18 protein-coding genes are annotated in these 17,233 nt (G+C 49.3%); 6 read left to right on the forward strand and 12 right to left on the reverse strand.

Annotation, left to right across the window (positions count from 1 at the left end):
- Positions 1-173: 173 nt before the first annotated feature.
- From DFO56_RS00695 to DFO56_RS00710, 3 genes are all read right to left on the reverse strand, one after another.
- The gene (locus DFO56_RS00695) at positions 174-2,072 is read right to left on the reverse strand and encodes a methyl-accepting chemotaxis protein (protein WP_045507004.1); all 1,899 of its coding nucleotides are present in this window, start codon (positions 2,070-2,072) and stop codon (positions 174-176) included.
- A gap of 574 nt (positions 2,073-2,646) precedes the next feature.
- Positions 2,647-3,612, reverse strand: coding sequence for a hypothetical protein (locus DFO56_RS00705; protein ID WP_233500370.1), 966 nt, complete (start codon positions 3,610-3,612; stop codon positions 2,647-2,649).
- Positions 3,551-4,963 carry an MFS transporter gene (locus DFO56_RS00710; protein ID WP_233500350.1) on the reverse strand — a complete coding sequence of 471 codons (1,413 nt, stop codon included), beginning with the start codon at positions 4,961-4,963 and terminating at the stop codon, positions 3,551-3,553. The genes DFO56_RS00705 and DFO56_RS00710 overlap by 62 nt, the downstream gene beginning before the upstream one ends.
- Before the next feature lie 173 nt (positions 4,964-5,136).
- On the opposite strand from DFO56_RS00710, the gene DFO56_RS00715 reads away from it, so the two are divergent.
- Positions 5,137-5,943 (forward strand): SDR family NAD(P)-dependent oxidoreductase, encoded by an 807-nt coding sequence (locus tag DFO56_RS00715; RefSeq protein WP_045506997.1) that lies wholly within the window; start codon positions 5,137-5,139, stop codon positions 5,941-5,943.
- Positions 5,944-6,308: 365 nt separating this feature from the next.
- Here DFO56_RS00715 and DFO56_RS00720 read toward each other — a convergent pair whose 3' ends face one another.
- Entirely contained in the window at positions 6,309-6,602 is a 294-nt protein-coding gene (locus DFO56_RS00720) for a DUF1330 domain-containing protein (protein WP_045506994.1), read from the reverse strand.
- Between the two features lie 203 nt (positions 6,603-6,805).
- Here DFO56_RS00720 and DFO56_RS00725 point away from each other — a divergent pair, with 203 nt between their 5' ends.
- Positions 6,806-7,711, forward strand: coding sequence for a LysR family transcriptional regulator (locus DFO56_RS00725; protein WP_045506991.1), 906 nt, complete (start codon positions 6,806-6,808; stop codon positions 7,709-7,711).
- 49 nt (positions 7,712-7,760) lie between these two features.
- On the opposite strand, the gene DFO56_RS00730 is transcribed toward DFO56_RS00725, so the two are convergent.
- Positions 7,761-8,528: a helix-turn-helix domain-containing protein gene (locus tag DFO56_RS00730; protein ID WP_045506989.1), complete on the reverse strand. Its 768-nt coding sequence runs from the start codon at positions 8,526-8,528 to the stop codon at positions 7,761-7,763.
- A gap of 115 nt (positions 8,529-8,643) precedes the next feature.
- Here DFO56_RS00730 and DFO56_RS00735 point away from each other — a divergent pair, with 115 nt between their 5' ends.
- Positions 8,644-9,369: a type 1 glutamine amidotransferase gene (locus DFO56_RS00735; RefSeq protein ID WP_045506986.1), complete on the forward strand. Its 726-nt coding sequence runs from the start codon at positions 8,644-8,646 to the stop codon at positions 9,367-9,369.
- A 111-nt stretch (positions 9,370-9,480) separates the two neighbouring features.
- On the opposite strand, the gene DFO56_RS00740 is transcribed toward DFO56_RS00735, so the two are convergent.
- Complete coding sequence (locus DFO56_RS00740; RefSeq protein ID WP_017456351.1) at positions 9,481-9,957, reverse strand: nuclear transport factor 2 family protein; 477 nt, start codon at positions 9,955-9,957, stop codon at positions 9,481-9,483.
- Between the two features lie 59 nt (positions 9,958-10,016).
- A complete protein-coding gene (locus tag DFO56_RS00745; protein WP_045506983.1) occupies positions 10,017-10,586 on the reverse strand; it encodes a TetR/AcrR family transcriptional regulator in 570 nt (189 codons plus the stop codon).
- Positions 10,587-11,031: 445 nt separating this feature from the next.
- Here DFO56_RS00745 and DFO56_RS00750 point away from each other — a divergent pair, with 445 nt between their 5' ends.
- Positions 11,032-11,481, forward strand: coding sequence for a carboxymuconolactone decarboxylase family protein (locus tag DFO56_RS00750; protein ID WP_045506980.1), 450 nt, complete (start codon positions 11,032-11,034; stop codon positions 11,479-11,481).
- Positions 11,482-11,525: 44 nt separating this feature from the next.
- Here the strand turns inward: DFO56_RS00750 and DFO56_RS00755 are convergent, their stop codons facing one another.
- The 3 genes from DFO56_RS00755 to DFO56_RS00765 all read right to left on the reverse strand — a co-directional run bounded on the left by DFO56_RS00755 (position 11,526) and on the right by DFO56_RS00765 (position 13,942).
- Positions 11,526-12,383, reverse strand: coding sequence for a hypothetical protein (locus DFO56_RS00755; protein ID WP_045506977.1), 858 nt, complete (start codon positions 12,381-12,383; stop codon positions 11,526-11,528).
- Between the two features lie 149 nt (positions 12,384-12,532).
- Positions 12,533-13,282: an SDR family oxidoreductase gene (locus DFO56_RS00760; RefSeq protein ID WP_233500351.1), complete on the reverse strand. Its 750-nt coding sequence runs from the start codon at positions 13,280-13,282 to the stop codon at positions 12,533-12,535.
- A 219-nt stretch (positions 13,283-13,501) separates the two neighbouring features.
- Positions 13,502-13,942: a GNAT family N-acetyltransferase gene (locus tag DFO56_RS00765; protein ID WP_045506974.1), complete on the reverse strand. Its 441-nt coding sequence runs from the start codon at positions 13,940-13,942 to the stop codon at positions 13,502-13,504.
- Between the two features lie 437 nt (positions 13,943-14,379).
- On the opposite strand from DFO56_RS00765, the gene DFO56_RS00770 reads away from it, so the two are divergent.
- On the forward strand, positions 14,380-14,883 hold the full coding sequence (locus DFO56_RS00770) for a DUF1003 domain-containing protein (RefSeq protein ID WP_045506971.1): 504 nt from the start codon (positions 14,380-14,382) through the stop codon (positions 14,881-14,883).
- A 385-nt stretch (positions 14,884-15,268) separates the two neighbouring features.
- Complete coding sequence (catA, locus tag DFO56_RS00775) at positions 15,269-15,946, forward strand: type A chloramphenicol O-acetyltransferase (RefSeq protein WP_045506969.1); 678 nt, start codon at positions 15,269-15,271, stop codon at positions 15,944-15,946.
- A 289-nt stretch (positions 15,947-16,235) separates the two neighbouring features.
- Here the strand turns inward: catA and DFO56_RS25105 are convergent, their stop codons facing one another.
- Together DFO56_RS25105 and DFO56_RS00785 are read right to left on the reverse strand one after the other, a co-directional pair.
- On the reverse strand, positions 16,236-16,439 hold the full coding sequence (locus DFO56_RS25105) for a barstar family protein (protein WP_052679781.1): 204 nt from the start codon (positions 16,437-16,439) through the stop codon (positions 16,236-16,238).
- Between the two features lie 341 nt (positions 16,440-16,780).
- Entirely contained in the window at positions 16,781-17,218 is a 438-nt protein-coding gene (locus DFO56_RS00785; RefSeq protein ID WP_045506966.1) for a hypothetical protein, read from the reverse strand.
- Positions 17,219-17,233: the final 15 nt, after the last annotated feature.

Consider the following 17,233-nt stretch of genomic DNA (forward strand, 5'->3'; position numbering starts at 1 on the left):
GCACAACTGAAATATGACTACTGAATCTGTGGTGATTAACTGTTGAGTAAAAATAGAGTAGCGCGAAGGGATTTTTAGAACGAGGGAAATGCGAAGTGGGCTCTGGCGGAAAGGCTAAGTGACAGGCACAAAAGATAAGAAAGCCGACTCTGCCGAGTCGGCTATTTTGGATGTCAGAGCTTGAAGCTGCCAACCACGTTTTCGAGCTGGACGGTTTGTTCTTCCATGGACTGCGCGGCCGCCGCCACCTCTTCCACCAGCGCCGCATTCTGCTGCGTTGCGCTATCGAGCTGGTTGATGGCGATGTTGATCTGCGCAATTCCACGACTTTGTTCATCGCTGGAAGAGCTGATTTCTGAGATCAGCACGCCCACGCTTTCGACTTTCTCCATCAGGCCGTCCATCGTGGTACCCGCCTGACGAACCAGTCCGCTGCCCTGCTCAATGCTGCTCACCGACTCTTCAATCAGTTTTTTGATCTCCTGAGCTGAGCGGGCACTGCGCTGCGCCAGCGAACGAACTTCACCGGCCACCACAGCGAACCCACGCCCGTGCTCGCCCGCCCTTGCCGCCTCCACTGCTGCGTTAAGCGCGAGAATATTGGTCTGGAAGGCGATGCCGTCAATCACACTGATGATTTCCACCACTTTAGAGGAGGACTCATTGATGCTATTCATTGTGGAGACAACGTTGTTAACCACACTGGCTCCTTGTTTCGCCACCGCCGAAGCCTCTTCCGCCAGCTTGTTCGCCTGTAACGCGTTCTCTGCGTTAAGGCGCACGGTGCTGGTCAGTTCTTCCATGGACGCTGCTGTTTCCACGATCGAGGCCGATTGATCTTCGGTGCGCGAAGAAAGGTTCAGGTTACCGCTGGCAATCTGGCGCGAAGCCGATGAGATCGCCATCGAGCTATTCCCTACCTGCTGCATCAGCTCATTAAGGAACGAAATAAACTTATTGAAGTTGTTGATAATGGCGTTGAATTCCGGGCTCTTACTTTGCGCAAGACGCTGCGTTAAATCCGCGCCGCCGCTGGATAACGCTTCAATATTACGATTGAGCAACGTCACATTATGGAAAATATTGCGCACAATAATCATCATGATAAAGACGATAAGGATGCCGATAATCGCCTGTACGATGGTGAGCTTGGTCATGATGGCGTCAGACATACTCACCAGGTGGCTGCTCGGAATATCAACCGCCATGAACCATGGGCTACCGCTGATGGGCAGAACGAACAGGGAATGCGCGCCATCTTCACCGTCATAGCTCCCGCGCACTTCCGTTGTTTTACCCTGGCCTAACAGGCCTATTAACGGTGCCGCCGCCGGAATACCGAGATCGCGAACGTTTGACAGCGCGGGTTTATCCTGTACGGAAGAGCCGTTACCGACGATTTTGCCGTCCGCTTCTACAATCAGTACGCTGCCGTTTACCGCTTTACCCATCTCAACAGCCAGCTGGTTAAAGAAGCCCAGCGTCACGTCGATGGTCGCCACGCCCCAGGCTTTACCGTCTTTCCAGATCGCCATAGCACAGTTCGTTCGGGGCTGCGGGCTGGCCGCATCCTGATAAGCTTTCGCCCACGCACACTCGCCTTTCGGCGCATTCATGCCGTCTTTATACCAGGGTTGTTCCCAGTATTTTGCCGATTCCGGCTGGTTCCATACGGTGTTGACCTGCAGGTTGCCGCTTGCGTCGCGGGCATAGAAGGTACTGAATTTGTCCCGAGCCGGATCTCGCTGGCCGGGAAGAGGCCAAATCCCACCGCCGAATACGTTTAAATCGCCATATTGGTTAACCAGACGCGGTAATAATGCGTCGATTTGCTCACTTTGCAGACCGACAACCAGTTCAGTGATGGAGCGTTGCTGAGCCTTAACACGGTTCATCTGCTCTTTAATCGCGTTACTTTGTAATTCAACCGTCGCCTGAATATTTTTGGTCTCGGTTTCAATAATCTGCGGGGAAACGAATTGTTTGATAACAATATAGGTAACTATCAATAAGATAACGAAAAAGCTTATAAGTAACAGGCCTATTCGGCCCTGAGTATTTTTCCATGTCATAATAGCAGCACCCGTTCTGGTTGAATTAGGTGTAATAACGACATTTATTTGAAATTCTTTAATTTAAATGGTGCCATGGTTTCATATAAACGCGCATTTCATTGGTCAAAATGAGGTTTTAGAAAAAAACGTTCTGTTGTTCACATTTTTTAATGTCCCCACTTGTTTCTATAAAAGATAATATCAACATCATGCGTTATTTCCCGTAGAGGAAATTATTTTGATGATATCTATATTATTTTCATCAAGATGCGTACATTCTGATGAAACTGAACGGTACGGACAGCAACATGTTCATTCGTACTTTTTTATCAGGCACGGTGGCAAGATACATAGGGCATGAAGCTGAAGGACAGACATGACGGCATATTCAAACTCTGATGCGGCAAAGGACTTACGCTCGGCCTTAGACAAGGCACCCGCTGGCGCTGTCAACGGTGAATGGATCTTTATCACGGAGCAGGCTGGAGTCGCCTCGCAAACTGGAGGCTACAGGTATGCCGACGGAAGTCACATTACTGCAGGTGACCACGCCTTTCAGAGGGTCCGCAACGTTCGGCTGAGTAACTGCCTGTTATTCATGTTTTTCTTCAAGAGATTCAGCAGCGTAAAAGAAATTGAAAAGCGGATGTGAAACACCGGTGGTCTTTTTATCAGCCTCATCCGCTTTCAAAAAATATTCCAGTAAGGTTTTTGGCGTTTTTGCCAGGTTCTCGAACAAATTTACGGGATGCTGCACCACTTTCCCGCCTTCCAGACGAAAGCCATGTTTCAGTCCGGTTGCGGTTACAAAGAACTTACCATTTATACTGCCAAAATCAGGCTCCGGCGTTTTCAACGTCACTTCACTGGCCGCCTCAACAATAAAGTTTTGATTCCCTTTTTGCTGATAAACCGAAAACTGCGCGTCGGAAACCTGCTCCATGCCAGCGGCATTTTTGCCGGACTGATTGACGATGCTTTCAATAAAGTTAAAGTTTGCCAAATGCGTCGGAGAGTATCCCGGGTCCAGTTCATAGCGTAAAAAACCTTCATCCAGCGCGGAGCCAGATAGTTTCCCCCCGTTGAGGATACGTGAGGCTGTTGCCTCATCTTCTGCAATAAATTTGTAAGTCAGTACGTGCCCGCCGGTGTCATACATATTCCCGTCATTAAGGTTTGCCATCACGCCATTAAACATACGGTAATCCCCTAAATCGCGGGCGAGATCGTCCACATAGCGCAGATCCGTTCCCTGTTGCTTTGCCTGCGCATACAACCCGGCCAGCGTATTGCGGTCATTATTTGTCAGAAAATTAACCGAAGACATGCCCATCGTGTCTTTCGTCAGTTGAGTTTGTACAGGCGGGTTGCTGTCCGTATCGCCGAACAGACGGGACATCAGCAGCCCCATACCGCTGAGAGTCGTTTGCCCTGATGCCGCCGGCGTCTTCGCTGACGTCTGTACAGGCTGAGAGAGAGTGGTTTTTGAAATATCCTCAGAGGTGCTTTGCGTCTGTGTGTATTTCGCTGTGGATGTCGTGATAATCATAAAATCCATTTCCCCAAGACCTGAGATGTAAAGTGGATCCCCGGTGAGTCCATACCGCTTTTTTCCGTAGTACCCCACAATCCGGAACACGGCGGAATAGATACGCTGCGCTTATTGATGTGAAATCGTACATCGATATAACTAACGGCATAAGACCGGATAACTTGAGCGTTTTTCCCGCCAGGAACGATGCACCAGGTTGACGCCTGACCGCCATTAACATCCCCATCATCACCAGCCCGGCACCCGCTGAAGAGATCAGCGCCCAGCTATGCGTGATCTCCCAAACCCAGGCGGCAGCCAGTGAACCGCCTGCTCCGCCCAGAAACATGATGCTCATAAAGAGTGTATTAAGACGGTTTCTGGCATCCGGGCGCAAAGCATAAATTGTGTGCTGGTTCGCTATCAGTACACATTGCTCACCCGCATCCAGTAGTAAAATGCCCACCACCAAACCCGCCATGCTGTTCCAGGCCCAGAGAGCACCCCAGGCAAACAGCATGAGTAACACACCCAAAACCACCATCCGGAATGGTCCCTGACGATCGCTGAAACTGCCTGCCAGAGGCGCACACAAAATACCGATTAATCCCAGAGCGGCCAGGGTTCCGGTTACCCCTGCCCCATAACCGTAGCGATGCGCTAACCAGAAAGGGAGCACGGTCCACAGCATGCTGAAAGAGGCAAACAGCATGGCTTGTGTCAGTGTTGCATCTCGCACCGGCGGCTCGCTTTTCCACAGTTCACCTAATGAACGTAACACCGCCGGATAGTGAAACGTGGGTGTCGGCAATGACTGAGAAGGCAAAACGCGCGCGATGAAAAATAGCACCAGCAATGTCATGACCGCGCCGGAAAAAAAGACGCCACGCCAGCCGAAATACTGACCGATAAGGCCTCCGATAGCCCGGCCAGCCAGAATGCCAGCGAGAACACCGCTCATCACGGTGCCTACCGTTTTTCCCCGCGAAGACACTTTCGACAGAGAGGCAGCAAGCGGCACGATTTGTTGGGCAACGGTTGCCGCCATCCCCGTCAGGAAAGAGAAGCACACCAGCACAGTCGCCGTTGGGGCTAACATCATGCCGATCAGCGCGAGGAAGAGCACCTGCGCCTGACGCAGGATAAGCCGCTGGCGCTCAATATAATCACCTAATGAGATCAGCAGGAATAAACCCGCCGCATAACCTAACTGGGTGGCCATGGGGATCAACGAAACAGCAGCCCATTCATGGGGAAAGGTCGCCGCAATGAGGTTCAGGACAGATTGATTAAAATAAATATTCGCGACCACCATGCAGCAAATAATCGCCAGCATCAGAATTCTGGCTGATGAAAGCGCCTGGTTCTCCGTACGCACTGACTACACCTCGCTCTACATTCACGCTTTTTTGCAGCATAAGCAGAGGCGGCGCCCAACGCTTGGCGCGTTTTTTTCAGACATCTGAATTATGTGGCACAAGCGTCTGAGATCGGGATGAGTTAGTAATGGTTCTCATGTTGTTAACGGTGCTGAGTGTGAGGAGTAACAAAATGGATTTAAAACTGACAGGTAAAGTGGCTCTGGTAACCGGAGCGCGAACCGGGATTGGTTTCAGTATTTGTGAGGAGCTGGCTGCAAATGGTGTGCATGTCGTTATGGTTTCCAGACAAGAACCGGAACTTATCCTGGCGGCGAAAAAGATCGCCGATAAGTATGGTGTTTCGGCGCTGCCGGTTGCCGGGGATGTGACCGATCCCGGCCTGCCCTCGCGGGTCGTTGAACAAGCGGAAAAGGGTTTTGGGCACGTTGATCTGCTGGTGAATAATGCCGGAAAAGCACATGCAGGCACGCTGTTAACCACCACCGAAGAGGACTGGCAGTTAATGACCGAAACCAAATTCTCCGCCATGCGACGCTTTTGCAAAGCTGTGTTACCCGGGATGCAAAAACGAAACTGGGGGCGAATTGTCACTATTTCCTCTATTGGCGGCATCTACCCAAACCCGCAACTTACCGTCTCACATGCACTGAGCGCCGCTATCAACAACCTGACCCGAAGCCTTGCTCTGAGCGTGGCGGCGGATGGCATTCTGGTTAACGCGATTGGTGTGGGTGCTGTCGCGACGGATAACTGGGCGCAGAATATGCTGCCGAATGTCCGCCATCGCCGCCCTGAACTGGCTGATAAAACTGACGACTACGTCATGGCATTACTGGGAAAAGAGAAAACGCCGGTAGGCCGCTTTGGGCTGCCTGAAGATATCGCGGCAATTGCCGCCTTCCTGCTCTCCGAAAGGAATCAGTTTGTTACCGGGCAGACCATTGAAGCATCAGGTGGCGCAGACAGATTTATGTGAATATTCCCCCTCAAAAGAAGATGTGAGAGGGGTTAATCTGAACCCGCTGATCAGCATGCCTGGGCCAGCGGAATAAACAGCGCTGACGCCCATTGCCAGGGCAATAATCCCGTGCGCCTTGTGCAGAAGGAGGATTCCTGGCTGCGGGAGAGCCGGTGACAGCAAGAGCGGCTTGCCATCACAGTCGGTGTCATATGCAAGCGTGCCGATGAACTGAACGAAGCGTCACCGGCCGCGCGGAGACTGCGGTTATGTTCGCGGCAGCAGGCCATCCTGTTTATCAGGATACAGGGGGATTAACCTCCCCCTTGTTTAAGGGGCGCGTTGCCTCTATCCATGAACTCACGGACCTGAAACCCGGCGCGTTAAAGCCCGGTGCCTTCAACCAGTACAAACGTTCCGCTGGCAGCCCCTGAACGTAGTGATCTTGCGGCCTGGTATTCCGGACTTTCATAAAAGCGTTTAGCTTCCGCAAAAGAATCGAACTCAAAAACGACATGCCGTTCATGCGACTCTCCTTCAAGATTTTCGTACTGCCCGGACCAGGCAATGATCTTCGGATCGAAATTCTGCATGGCCGCCGCCGCCACTCGGGCATATTCAGCGTAGGCAACGGGGTCTGAAACGGTTACATGGGCGATGAGATAACCTTTATTCATGGGTTTTATCCTTCGTTAGCGGCTGGATATGCCAGCGTAAGTACATAGACAGGTGAGAACGTAAAAGCCTTTTCAGGGGATGATTGATCTTCAATGCATCCAGACAGCGTTGTGCGATTACGCGGTGTGAAAGCAGTCTATTAAGGATTAACATGGCCATAAATAGCGGAAAAAATAACGTACTGTTACCCAAAAGGTGAACAATGAAAAATCTGGAGCCACTGATCATTTTTGCGCGCGTGGCGGAAATGAAGAGTTTTACCCAGGCAGCCGAAAGTCTGGGCATCCAGAAAGGACGCGCTTCACTGGTGATCCGTGAACTCGAGCAGGAAATTGGCGCTACGCTACTGCACCGTACAACGCGGACGGTACAGTTGACTGAAGACGGGCGGGTTTTTTATTCGCGCGCCCGCGACTTTCTCTCGGAGGCTGAGGAACTGAAATCCATGTTCTCTCACGGCGATCAGTCATTAAGGGGGAGGATTCGCGTTGATATGCCAGCGGTACTGGCACAAAGCGTGGTGATCCCTGCTCTGCCACAGCTGCTGGAAGCACATCCTGAACTGGAAATCGAGCTGTCGAGTACTGACCGCCGTGTCGATCTGGTTCAGGAAGGATTTGACTGCGTTGTACGCCTCGGCCCCGTTGTTGATGAAACGCTTATTGCACGGCCATTGGGGCATCTGCGCATGATCAACGCAGCCAGTCCGCGCTATCTTGATCGCTTCGGTGTTCCGCAGACGATTGATGATCTTCTCAGTCAGGGACACAGGATGGTTCACTATATGCGCAACTTTGGTTCGAAACCTGACGGATGGGAATATCCGGCAGGCGATGGTTACCACTCAGTGATGTTACCAGGCACCATAAGAGTCAACAGCGTACCGGCTTATCATGAGGCGGGGCTGGCGGGGTTAGGTTTAATTCAGGGAGGCTATTCCTCACTTTTACCCCACATCAAAAGCGGTGCACTGGTTGAAGTGTTGCCCCAGTTTCGCCCCGCGCCGCTTACTGCGTTTTTTGTTGTCGCGCACCGGCGCAACTTGTCGCAGCGTGTAAGAGCGTTTATGAACTGGACAGAAGAAATGTTAAAACCTTACTTTGACTGATACCGGCATTCATAATTGGTTGTTATTGCACTTCCCCGTCGCAGCCCGGTTAAAACTCGCCGGGCGTTGTCCCCATCACTGAACGGAACGCCGCAGAAAACGCCGCCGGGCATGAGAAACCGAGCTGGTAGGCGATCTGTTTCACAGGGATGTTATCAGCGAGGAGATCTAAGGATGCGTATATTCTGGCTCGCTGTTTCCATGTCCGGAAGCTGAAACCGGTGTCCCGTAAAAACTGGCGAGAAAAAGTCCGTTCCGACATGTTCGCAATGTCAGCCAGGTCAATCAGTGACGCGCTCCAGCGATGACTGAACACCAGCTCTCTTGCGGCACGAAATAAACGCGCATCACGCGGCATAGGAAGTTCCGCGCCCCCGGAGGGGGTCTCGCTGAGGATCTCCAGCAGTAAAAGCGCCATTTTTCGCTTTATCGGCGCGTTATATTCACCCATAAAAAGGCCATTTATGAGTTCTTTCACCAGTGGCGTCGCGCTAATGGTATGAACCTGGCTGTTCCTGCTGAAATTTGTACACGCCGCAATCAGGCTACTGCTGACATAGACCGCCCGTAATTCCGTATCTGACAGAACGCTATAAGAGTGAACCATAAACGGGGGGATCCAGAGGGCGCGCTGCGGGGGAATAACCCACTGTCTGTCAGCGGCTTCAACCAGCATTACCCCTCTGGTAGCAAATAATAGCTGCCCTTCAAGATGGTAATGCGGGGGATCGACCTCTCCACGGCGGTAAGAAATGGCCGTGCCTGACCATCCCGTCGCCTCATCATGTCTTGGCTTTTTATCAATGCTGACTGGCATTTCAGATGAGAACCTCTTGTTTACCATGACCTGGCTGATCTTACCCGCGCGATAGTGTTGGCGGGTAACGTGCGCTTAATTAACTTTATGACCCGTATTACAGGAGCATACATCTGTGCGAGTACATTTCATTGTTCATGAACGTTTCGAAGCGCCCGGCGCTTACGAAACCTGGGCTACGCATCGCGGCCATCAGATCACCTTTTCCCGCGTTTATGCCGGTCAAAAACTTCCCGCAGATGCACGGGACATCGATCTGCTGGTGGTCATGGGCGGCCCCCAGGATCCCTCCGTCAGTGTGGAAGAGTGCGCGCATTTTGACTCTCACGCTGAGCAGGCGCTGATTGCCTCGGCGGTGAATGCAGGTAAAGCCGTCATCGGTGTCTGCCTGGGCGCTCAACTGATTGGCGAAGCATTGGGCGCCCCTTTTGCTCACAGTCCGGAAAAAGAGATTGGCACGTTTCCCATTTTTATGACTGAGAAGGGAGCGATGAACGAGATGTTCTCTCACTTCGGCAATACCCTTAACGTAGGTCACTGGCATAACGATATGCCGGGGCTTACGCCTGAGGCGGTAATTATCGCCTGGAGCGAGGGATGTCCACGCCAGATCGTCGCGTATTCTGATCGGGTTTACGGGTTTCAGTGCCATATGGAACTGACACCGGAGATCGTCGAATTGTTGATTGCTCATTCCGAAAACGATTTACGCCGGGCCGCTGAATATCGTTTCGTTCAGTCAGCAGACGAACTACGGGCGACGGATTACAGCGAAATGAACAGAAACTTATTCATCTTTCTCGACAAACTTGCGTCGCGTTACGCTCAGTCAAACGCATGACGACATTCACCTCAACGGAACCGGCTCCTGATGTTAATGAACATCTGGCGTTATCTTTGCGTTGAGAAAAAGCCCCTGGCTACCACAGTATCCGGGGGCTTAGCGACAAATTTACAGACCCAGTTCCGACAACCCCGGATGATCATCCGGACGACGTCCCAGCGGCCAGTGGAATTTGCGTTCACTCTCTTTGATAGGCATGTCATTGATACAGGCGAAGCGGCGTTTCATCAGGCCATCGGCTTCAAATTCCCAGTTTTCGTTGCCGTAAGAGCGGAACCAGTTGCCTGAGTCATCACGCCATTCGTAAGCGTACCGGACCGCGATACGGTTGCCGTCAAACGCCCATAACTCTTTAATGAGACGATACTCAAGTTCCTTTTTCCATTTACGGGCCAGGAATGCTTTGGCCTCTTCACGATTATTGGCAAACTCGGCGCGGTTACGCCATTTGGTATCCAGTGAGTACGCCAGTGAAACTTTTTCAGCATCGCGGCTGTTCCAGCCATCTTCAGCGAGACGCACTTTTTCAATCGCTGACTCGCGAGTGAAAGGCGGAAGTGGCGGGCGGGTTTGCGTTTCGGACATGGTGAAGCCTCCTGTAAATTCGGATATATGAGTAGAAATCATTTTTTGATACGCAGGCGTTATGAAGAGGCCTGTTCCAGCAAGATTTTCGCCACGTCTTTTGCGCTATCGGCGGCGCTGCAATCGCCCATTACGTACGACATGGTGATAGCGCCCTCCAGCAGAATCAGTAGCTGTCTGGCCAGCGCGACAGGTTGCCCGATATTTAATTGCTCAGTGAGTTCGAGCGTGTAATCCAGCAATTTTTGTTTATGCAGCTTTGCTATCTGGCGAACGGGATCGTCAGGGTTCCCCACTTCTCCGGCTGTGTTGATAAATGCACAACCACGAAAGCCTTCTGATTCAAACCAGCCCCTGAGGACAGTGAACATATTCAAAATGCGTTCCTGAGGGGTATCGCCTTTATCAGATTCGGTTCTGAACCAGTGCATCCAGCGTTCATCACGCTCATTCAACGCGGCGGCTGCCACGTCATCCTTGGTCGCGAAATAGCGATAAATACTTTTCCTTGCTACGCCTGAGGTCTTGACCAGAAGATCCATGCCGGTGGCATGGATACCGTTTTGATAGATCAATTGCTCTGCGGTAGACAGGATTTTTTCTCGGGTATCGGTCGTTTTCTTGTTCATGCGATAAAGGTAGAACGATCGTTCTACCTCGTCAACCCTTTTCTCAGAAAGAACTTTCGAAAAAGAAAAAAGCCGTCCGTGAGTGATAACGAACCACTAGCTGTTTTTAAAGCGCAGATGAGCTGGAGGCGCGCTCTACGGGCACGCAGACGTCGAACGCGTCGGATTGAAAGCCTGGCATAAGTGGGGAGCGGATATTAATCGTGCGTTTTATCATTCCCGGGAATCATCTTCAACGGACTGTTTTCTCTGTTTAACTGGCAGAAATTCCCGCGCTGAATGTCCTACCATTTTACTCAATATTTGCCTCTTTTATTTATGTCATGAATAGCTAATATCACAACGTCTGAACAGACGTGCTGATTCAAATTCGTCGTAATGGCGCTTTATGACATCGGAATAATAAACAGAGAGTGACTCAACAATTTCAAAAGGAGAGATAGGTATGAAGCGTCCCAACTGGTTTCAGGTTTCTGCTGAAGGTGGAAAGGCTATCGGAGCGCTCCATCATTACGCTACTACCGGGACAAATTTACCCGCTGATCTTATTCACTTAATTTTTTTAAGCGTTTCACAGATTAACGGTTGTGCGCACTGCATTGATATACATACTCGCGACCTTATCAAGGCTGGTATGTCCATCGAAAAGATAGTCCTGGTGCCTGTCTGGCGCGAAGCGACCTATTTATTCTCGGAAAAAGAGCAAGCGGCGCTCGCATGGGCAGAAGAAATTACCCGTATCAGTGAAACACACGCTTGCGATAAAGCCTATTCCGCCGCGCTTTCTGTATTCGGTGAAAAAGATCTGGTTGAACTGACCATTGTTATTGCCACTATGAATGCCATTAATCGTATGGGCATCAGTTTTCGCATGAAGCCGCTCGCTAAAGCCTGAAATGCGGTGCCGACGAAGCAAGGTTATACATAATCTTCTGAATTTTATGCTGAAATAATTATCGGGGGATGCACCTCTTTAAAGATAAAACACCCCTCATACTGATTTTTGGGTGTGACGGTTTCACGTTCGAAAGCATGATGCCAGGCAGTGCTGACATCCGGTATTTGTTGCGCTGTAAGCAAAGTGTATGCCGCCGCACCGGATAAAAGTTCGACCGAGAGTGGATCGGTAATTTGAAAATTAAATAGCGTTAAATCATTGTGTAAAGCACTACCGCGTTGGGCAAGCTGAGCAATAGAATGACTTTGCAAGGGAAATGCATCCTCAAAATATTCTCGGACGGATTTTAACTGTAATTCTGCCTTCTCAAGGCTACCGCGCCGTTTTATATGAAGATTGTGAAGCATAATTAACATCCGGTGTTCTGGATACGCTGAAGTGAAGTTGATCAAATTTTCAGCCATGCGGAAGTCACGCCATGCAAAAAAGTGTCTTCCCGATCGGGCCCTGAAATATTCATCCCTTTCTCGTTGTTGAATGGGTTGCCATTCCGGGGGGAAGGCAGTTACAGGTCGACGAGGAATAACGTCAATTCCAAGACAAGGAATTTGCCTTGATATTGCCCATGTCAGTAAATTTAAGGTTTCCTGCGTACGTAATATCCTGGGGAAGTTTTGAAGTCGGCAAATGGCAGATTCATTATATTGATGCGAAAATAACATCCCTTTACTATCCGCTTCAAAAATTAATACAGCCGAATTTTTAAAATAGCGCTCCGCTATATCCTTTCTTAATTGAGCATATTCCGCCACACCATGTATGGATTCGCCCAGAAAAATAAAACGCTTGTCGCGAAAAAGCGGTTGCTCTTTAAGAACATAATCCGTAGTTCTACGCATCAGAATTATGGCCGCAAGTGATAATTACATGCTATTACATTAACGTTATATGGCAACTCCAAACAAGTGATTTGCAGTCACTGAAGCATCTCTACTTTACATAAACGGCCTTTAGTGAACGGTGGCCGTTCTGTTTAGCATCAGCGGGCTCAGCCCCGACTACTAAGATCTTCGCGCGTTGTCCCCTGAAAGTAGATGCTACTGATATGGCAACTGCGCGGTTGAGTCAGCACAAAACGAATCGTTTCCCAGATCGATCGCCCAGTCAGTAAACGTTCCCCCATTGCGGAGTGATTGTCGACAACCGTATCTAAAGCGCTAAGTTCAAAATCCGGTGGGTACAGCCCGGTTACGCGTATATTTTCTTCAGATAACTGCTGTGACAGTTTCGTTGTAAACCCGCTAAGCCCATGCTTACTGGCAAAAAAAGCGGGATGCGCAATTGAATCCGTAAAATGCGGGATCGCGCATGAAGATATAATGGAGACGATATCAGCACTGTCTGAACGTCTTAATCCAGGCAGCAATGCCTGCGTCAGTAAAATCGACCCCGTAAGTCCTGAACTGATGGTAGTGATAATTTCTGTGTCAGGCTGATCGTCTAACGTCCCTGACAACCACTGGGCGGCATTGAGAATTAAAATGTCGATGGGCTTGTCTGAAGTTAATAACGGTGAAGAAAACGAAGAAAGGGACTCAGGCCGGGTTAAATCACAGATATACCCTTTTGCAATGCCGCCTTCGGCAGTAATGATGCTGCAGGTTTTTTGCATATCATCAGCCCGCCGCGCGCAAAAATTCACCTCGACGCCCTCTCGCGCCAGCCACACGCACAGCGCCCGGCCAAATCCCCCGCCGCCACCGGTAATAACCGCTCTCTTACCTCTCAGCATCTTCATGCCTCCTTTTCTTAATGGATATGTGTGATGGAGGTATACATGAGGAGACTGAATGACATCTTTCCGTTAGTGCAATTTTTAATAAATAAACGGCGCGACAAACAGGTGAAGAGTACAAGGGGATTAGCGACTTTCGCCTCTGGCACAAGGCCGCCCACGAAAATATCATCGTACGGCGATTTGCCCGAAGTTGTAATTTGGGTTCAGGTAATCCTGTATTTACAACTTGACGGTATAGCGGACAAAATTATCCAGCACGGCAAGCTTATCATACAGTGCCCGGGCCGGATTGGACTCTCTGGTAACCCAATAGACTTTCGACCATGACTTCGTCCGGGCTTCCTCACATATCGCCTCAATCAGCGCTTTTCCCGCGCCAAGGCCGCGCATAGTTTCATCAACAAAAAGATCTTCAAGGTAACAATGAGGCTGTGTTACCCATGTTCCCTCATGCAACACGCACATCGCAAAACCAACCACGCCCTGTTCGGCTTCCGCAAGCCGGCAGATGACATCAGAGTCTGGAGACAGCACCCGACGCCAGGTCGATGAGGTAACGTCATCGCTCAGCGTACTGCCAGAAAATTGCAAATATCCGTTCCAGAGCCTTAACCATGCATCGTAATCCTTAGCGTTAGCTTCACGTACCTTAAACGACATGTCATATACCTTGATGAGTAAGTGTTAATTCCATAATAACAAAGCTGATTTTGGGCCCTGGCGCTGCTTTCAGGCTTAAAAGTCCCGGATCGCTAATATCCGTTTCTGCCACGAAGCGGGCAGCGCCGGAAGAGATGATATGCGCTCTGAGTGAAAAACGGGAGTTCGCCGTTTATCCCACCGTTGCTGGCGCATGTTAATCATTGAGGAGCATCAGTAATCATTCGGGGTGTTCCGGGCGAGCTTGCCGGCCGCGAACCATCCAGTTGGCGATGGGATAATGTGGATGGAGTGAGCTGGTTGATACGCTTTATGCAGGCGCTTTACCTGACGTATAACATCCGTAACGTATATTTTTGTACGACTGGGCTTTAGTGCCCAATGATGAAATAAGTTTCGGCGATTCTGGCAACCTCCCCCAGCAGGAAGTTTATGATATGCACACAGATAAAAAATTTCGGTTATATCGCCCCCTGAAAGGCATTACGCATACTTTTGGCGACGAGTGGTTTGCGTTGAAAGCAGAAGCGTTCGCTCGTTTTTTCGGTACGCCGATATTTCTGATTGGACAGACTATCGTTGTGATCGTGTGGATTATTCTGAACGTGGCGGGTGTCGTGAAGTTTGATCCCTATCCTTTTATTCTCCTCAATCTTGCGTTCAGCATTCAGGCTGCTTATGCCGCGCCGCTGATCCTGCTGGCGCAAACCCGGCAGGCGGAGCGAGATCAGGCCCATGCGCTGGTGGATGCACAACACCGCGAAGATCTGGACGACGCAATGACGAAACGCCAGATCCTCGCCGAGGAGCAGTCGGCACAACTGCTGGAATTGCTAAAACAAAATACTCAGTTGACCGAAATGACCCGGGAAATGGCCGAGCGTATCGAAACAATCACCTTACAGCTTGCACAGCGTGAGCTTCACAAACAGCAGCAGTAAATATCTCGTAGTGACTGGTGCCACCGTGAGATCTGCTGGCAGACGTCGGGCGTTATGGCAGCGATGCGCTCTCTTCTCCAGTATCACGAAAATGCCCCGCTAAGCCTGCTCCCTGAGCAGGCATGACAGGCCGTATTTAGCGAGGAGCGGATATTCGGCGACTTTTTGTCGTTACGAAAATACTGCATATTGCACAATCCACTTTCATTATTAGGATATTGGAAAATTTACGTACTGTTTCTTCCCGTATGAAGATAGATACACTCACTCTTAATAATTTCGTTCGCTACCAGGAAGATTCCTGGCCTATACACTTGATTAATTTATAGAAAAATCTTAGGCTACCGGAAAAACATTATTCATTATTGGTGACTAAAGGCTAAAAATGAAAAAAACAACTCCAGAATATACAAATGTCGACCTATCTCGTTGGGCAAGGAAGGAGCATTTTGAGGCATTTCAGACCTTTGCTCAGTGTACATTTAGTCAAACTGTACAATTAGATATTACCGCGTTGTTAAAACATATAAAGGCGGTTGGCTGGAAAATTTATCCTACTTTAATTTTCCTCATTGCTAAAATAGTAAACAAGCATACAGAATTTCGTATGGCTATAAAAGACAATGAGCTTGTCATCTGGAATGATATTCACCCATGCTATACGATTTTCCATGATGAAACAGAGACTTTTTCGTCTTTATGGAGTCACTACGATGGTAATATTCATCACTTCCTGGATATTTATTCAGAAGACGTCGCACGCTATGGCAATAACCTCTCCTATCTGCCTAAAGAAGAGTCTCGGGAAAACGTATTTTTTGTATCTGCAAACCCCTGGGTAAGTTTTACCGGCTTTAATATTAATATTGCAAATATGCAGAACTTTTTCGCCCCCATGTTCACGATTGGAAAATATTACCAACAAGGTGAAAAAGTACTGTTACCTCTCGCCGTCCAGGTACATCATGCCGTTTGCGATGGTTTCCATGTATCAAGACTAATCAATGAGTTACAAACCATGTGCGATGACTTATTGCGACATTCAGGGGAACCCGAAGCGTAATGCGCCAGAACACGGGTAAATATCCTTTTACCTGGGGCATACAGCACGACGTCGGCGCTAAAGCTGAAACGGAGAGAGCTTTGGCATGTTTGAATTATCCTTTTGACTCTTTATTATTCCTTGCAAGCGCAAGTAACTCTTCGATATTATTTTTGTCCTCCTGCTTAAAATAAACGTCAAAATCATGCCATTTTATCCTCTTTCCAGGATAAAATGGCATGATTAAGAATATCGAGATAAATCACTTTCTCCTCATCAGGTAACTCGGGGATTTTCTCATGAATGATGGCTATTTTTTACTATCAATCCAGCTAAAATCACATAAACAATCGTTTAATGCATCCCAGTTGAATCCAAAATATCCGGGAAACCACAGCAAATAATAAAAGCTTTTGAGTAATTCCGAACTCAGTCGTATTTCGGGATCGATTCGCGCGCAAAAGACCTGAGAAATATCTAAAGATGGGTATTTTTCATAGAATTTAAAAGACATTAAATTTTATCCTTTACTTCCTGGAGGGAAGGCTTACGGCCCACTATATCCCGGATCTCACTATCTTAACCCATAATCATTAATTTCAGCGATAGAATATGAGTATCCGTTCCTGGAACCGAGATCCTCTATTTAATCGCGTGATGGTTTCCAACGTACGTTTCAGGCACCAGGCAGTCGGCCATGAGCAGGCATCTCCGCTCATCACCAGAAGCGGAGGTTCGCAGTGGTTCCCCTCCTGACGAAGGTATTACGCAATTTGCGGTGTGTTAATCACTGTGGCGCAAGTCATACAATCCGGGGCACTTCACGGTAGTGCTGAGTGAGACGCGAGTGTCGTGCTAGCACGTTTTATCGCCGCCAGCCCAGCGCTTAATATCACTTATCTTTGGCGAGCGGATGCCCGCGCTCAGGAGATTTTTGGTGGTGTAGAGGCTGATCTGCGTGTTGTCGCCATTCCGGCTTTCGATCTCAATTAACGTGTTATTAATCAATAACCCTTGTGAAAGGAGCTTTTGATTGATCTCCCCTTTTTTGCGCTCAACGTCAAACTCGCTTAATACGATAACCGGATTTCCTGAATATGCCTCATATTCGAGGCACTGCCTTGCCATGTGCCTGATGGTTCGATAGGCATCAGAAGCCCCTGCGTGGCTTATGAAACTGCCGTCAAAAGAGGACTGGCTGCTTTTAAGTTCGCTGACGGTTATGGCGCACCCACTGAGTGCGAGGGAGCACAACAGGCCTGCCAGGGCAACGTATTTCACTTTTAACTCCATGGTTCAGGTAGATGC

Origin of the sequence: Kosakonia sp. AG348, assembly GCF_003337365.1 — a bacterium.
Lineage (GTDB): Bacteria > Pseudomonadota > Gammaproteobacteria > Enterobacterales > Enterobacteriaceae > Kosakonia.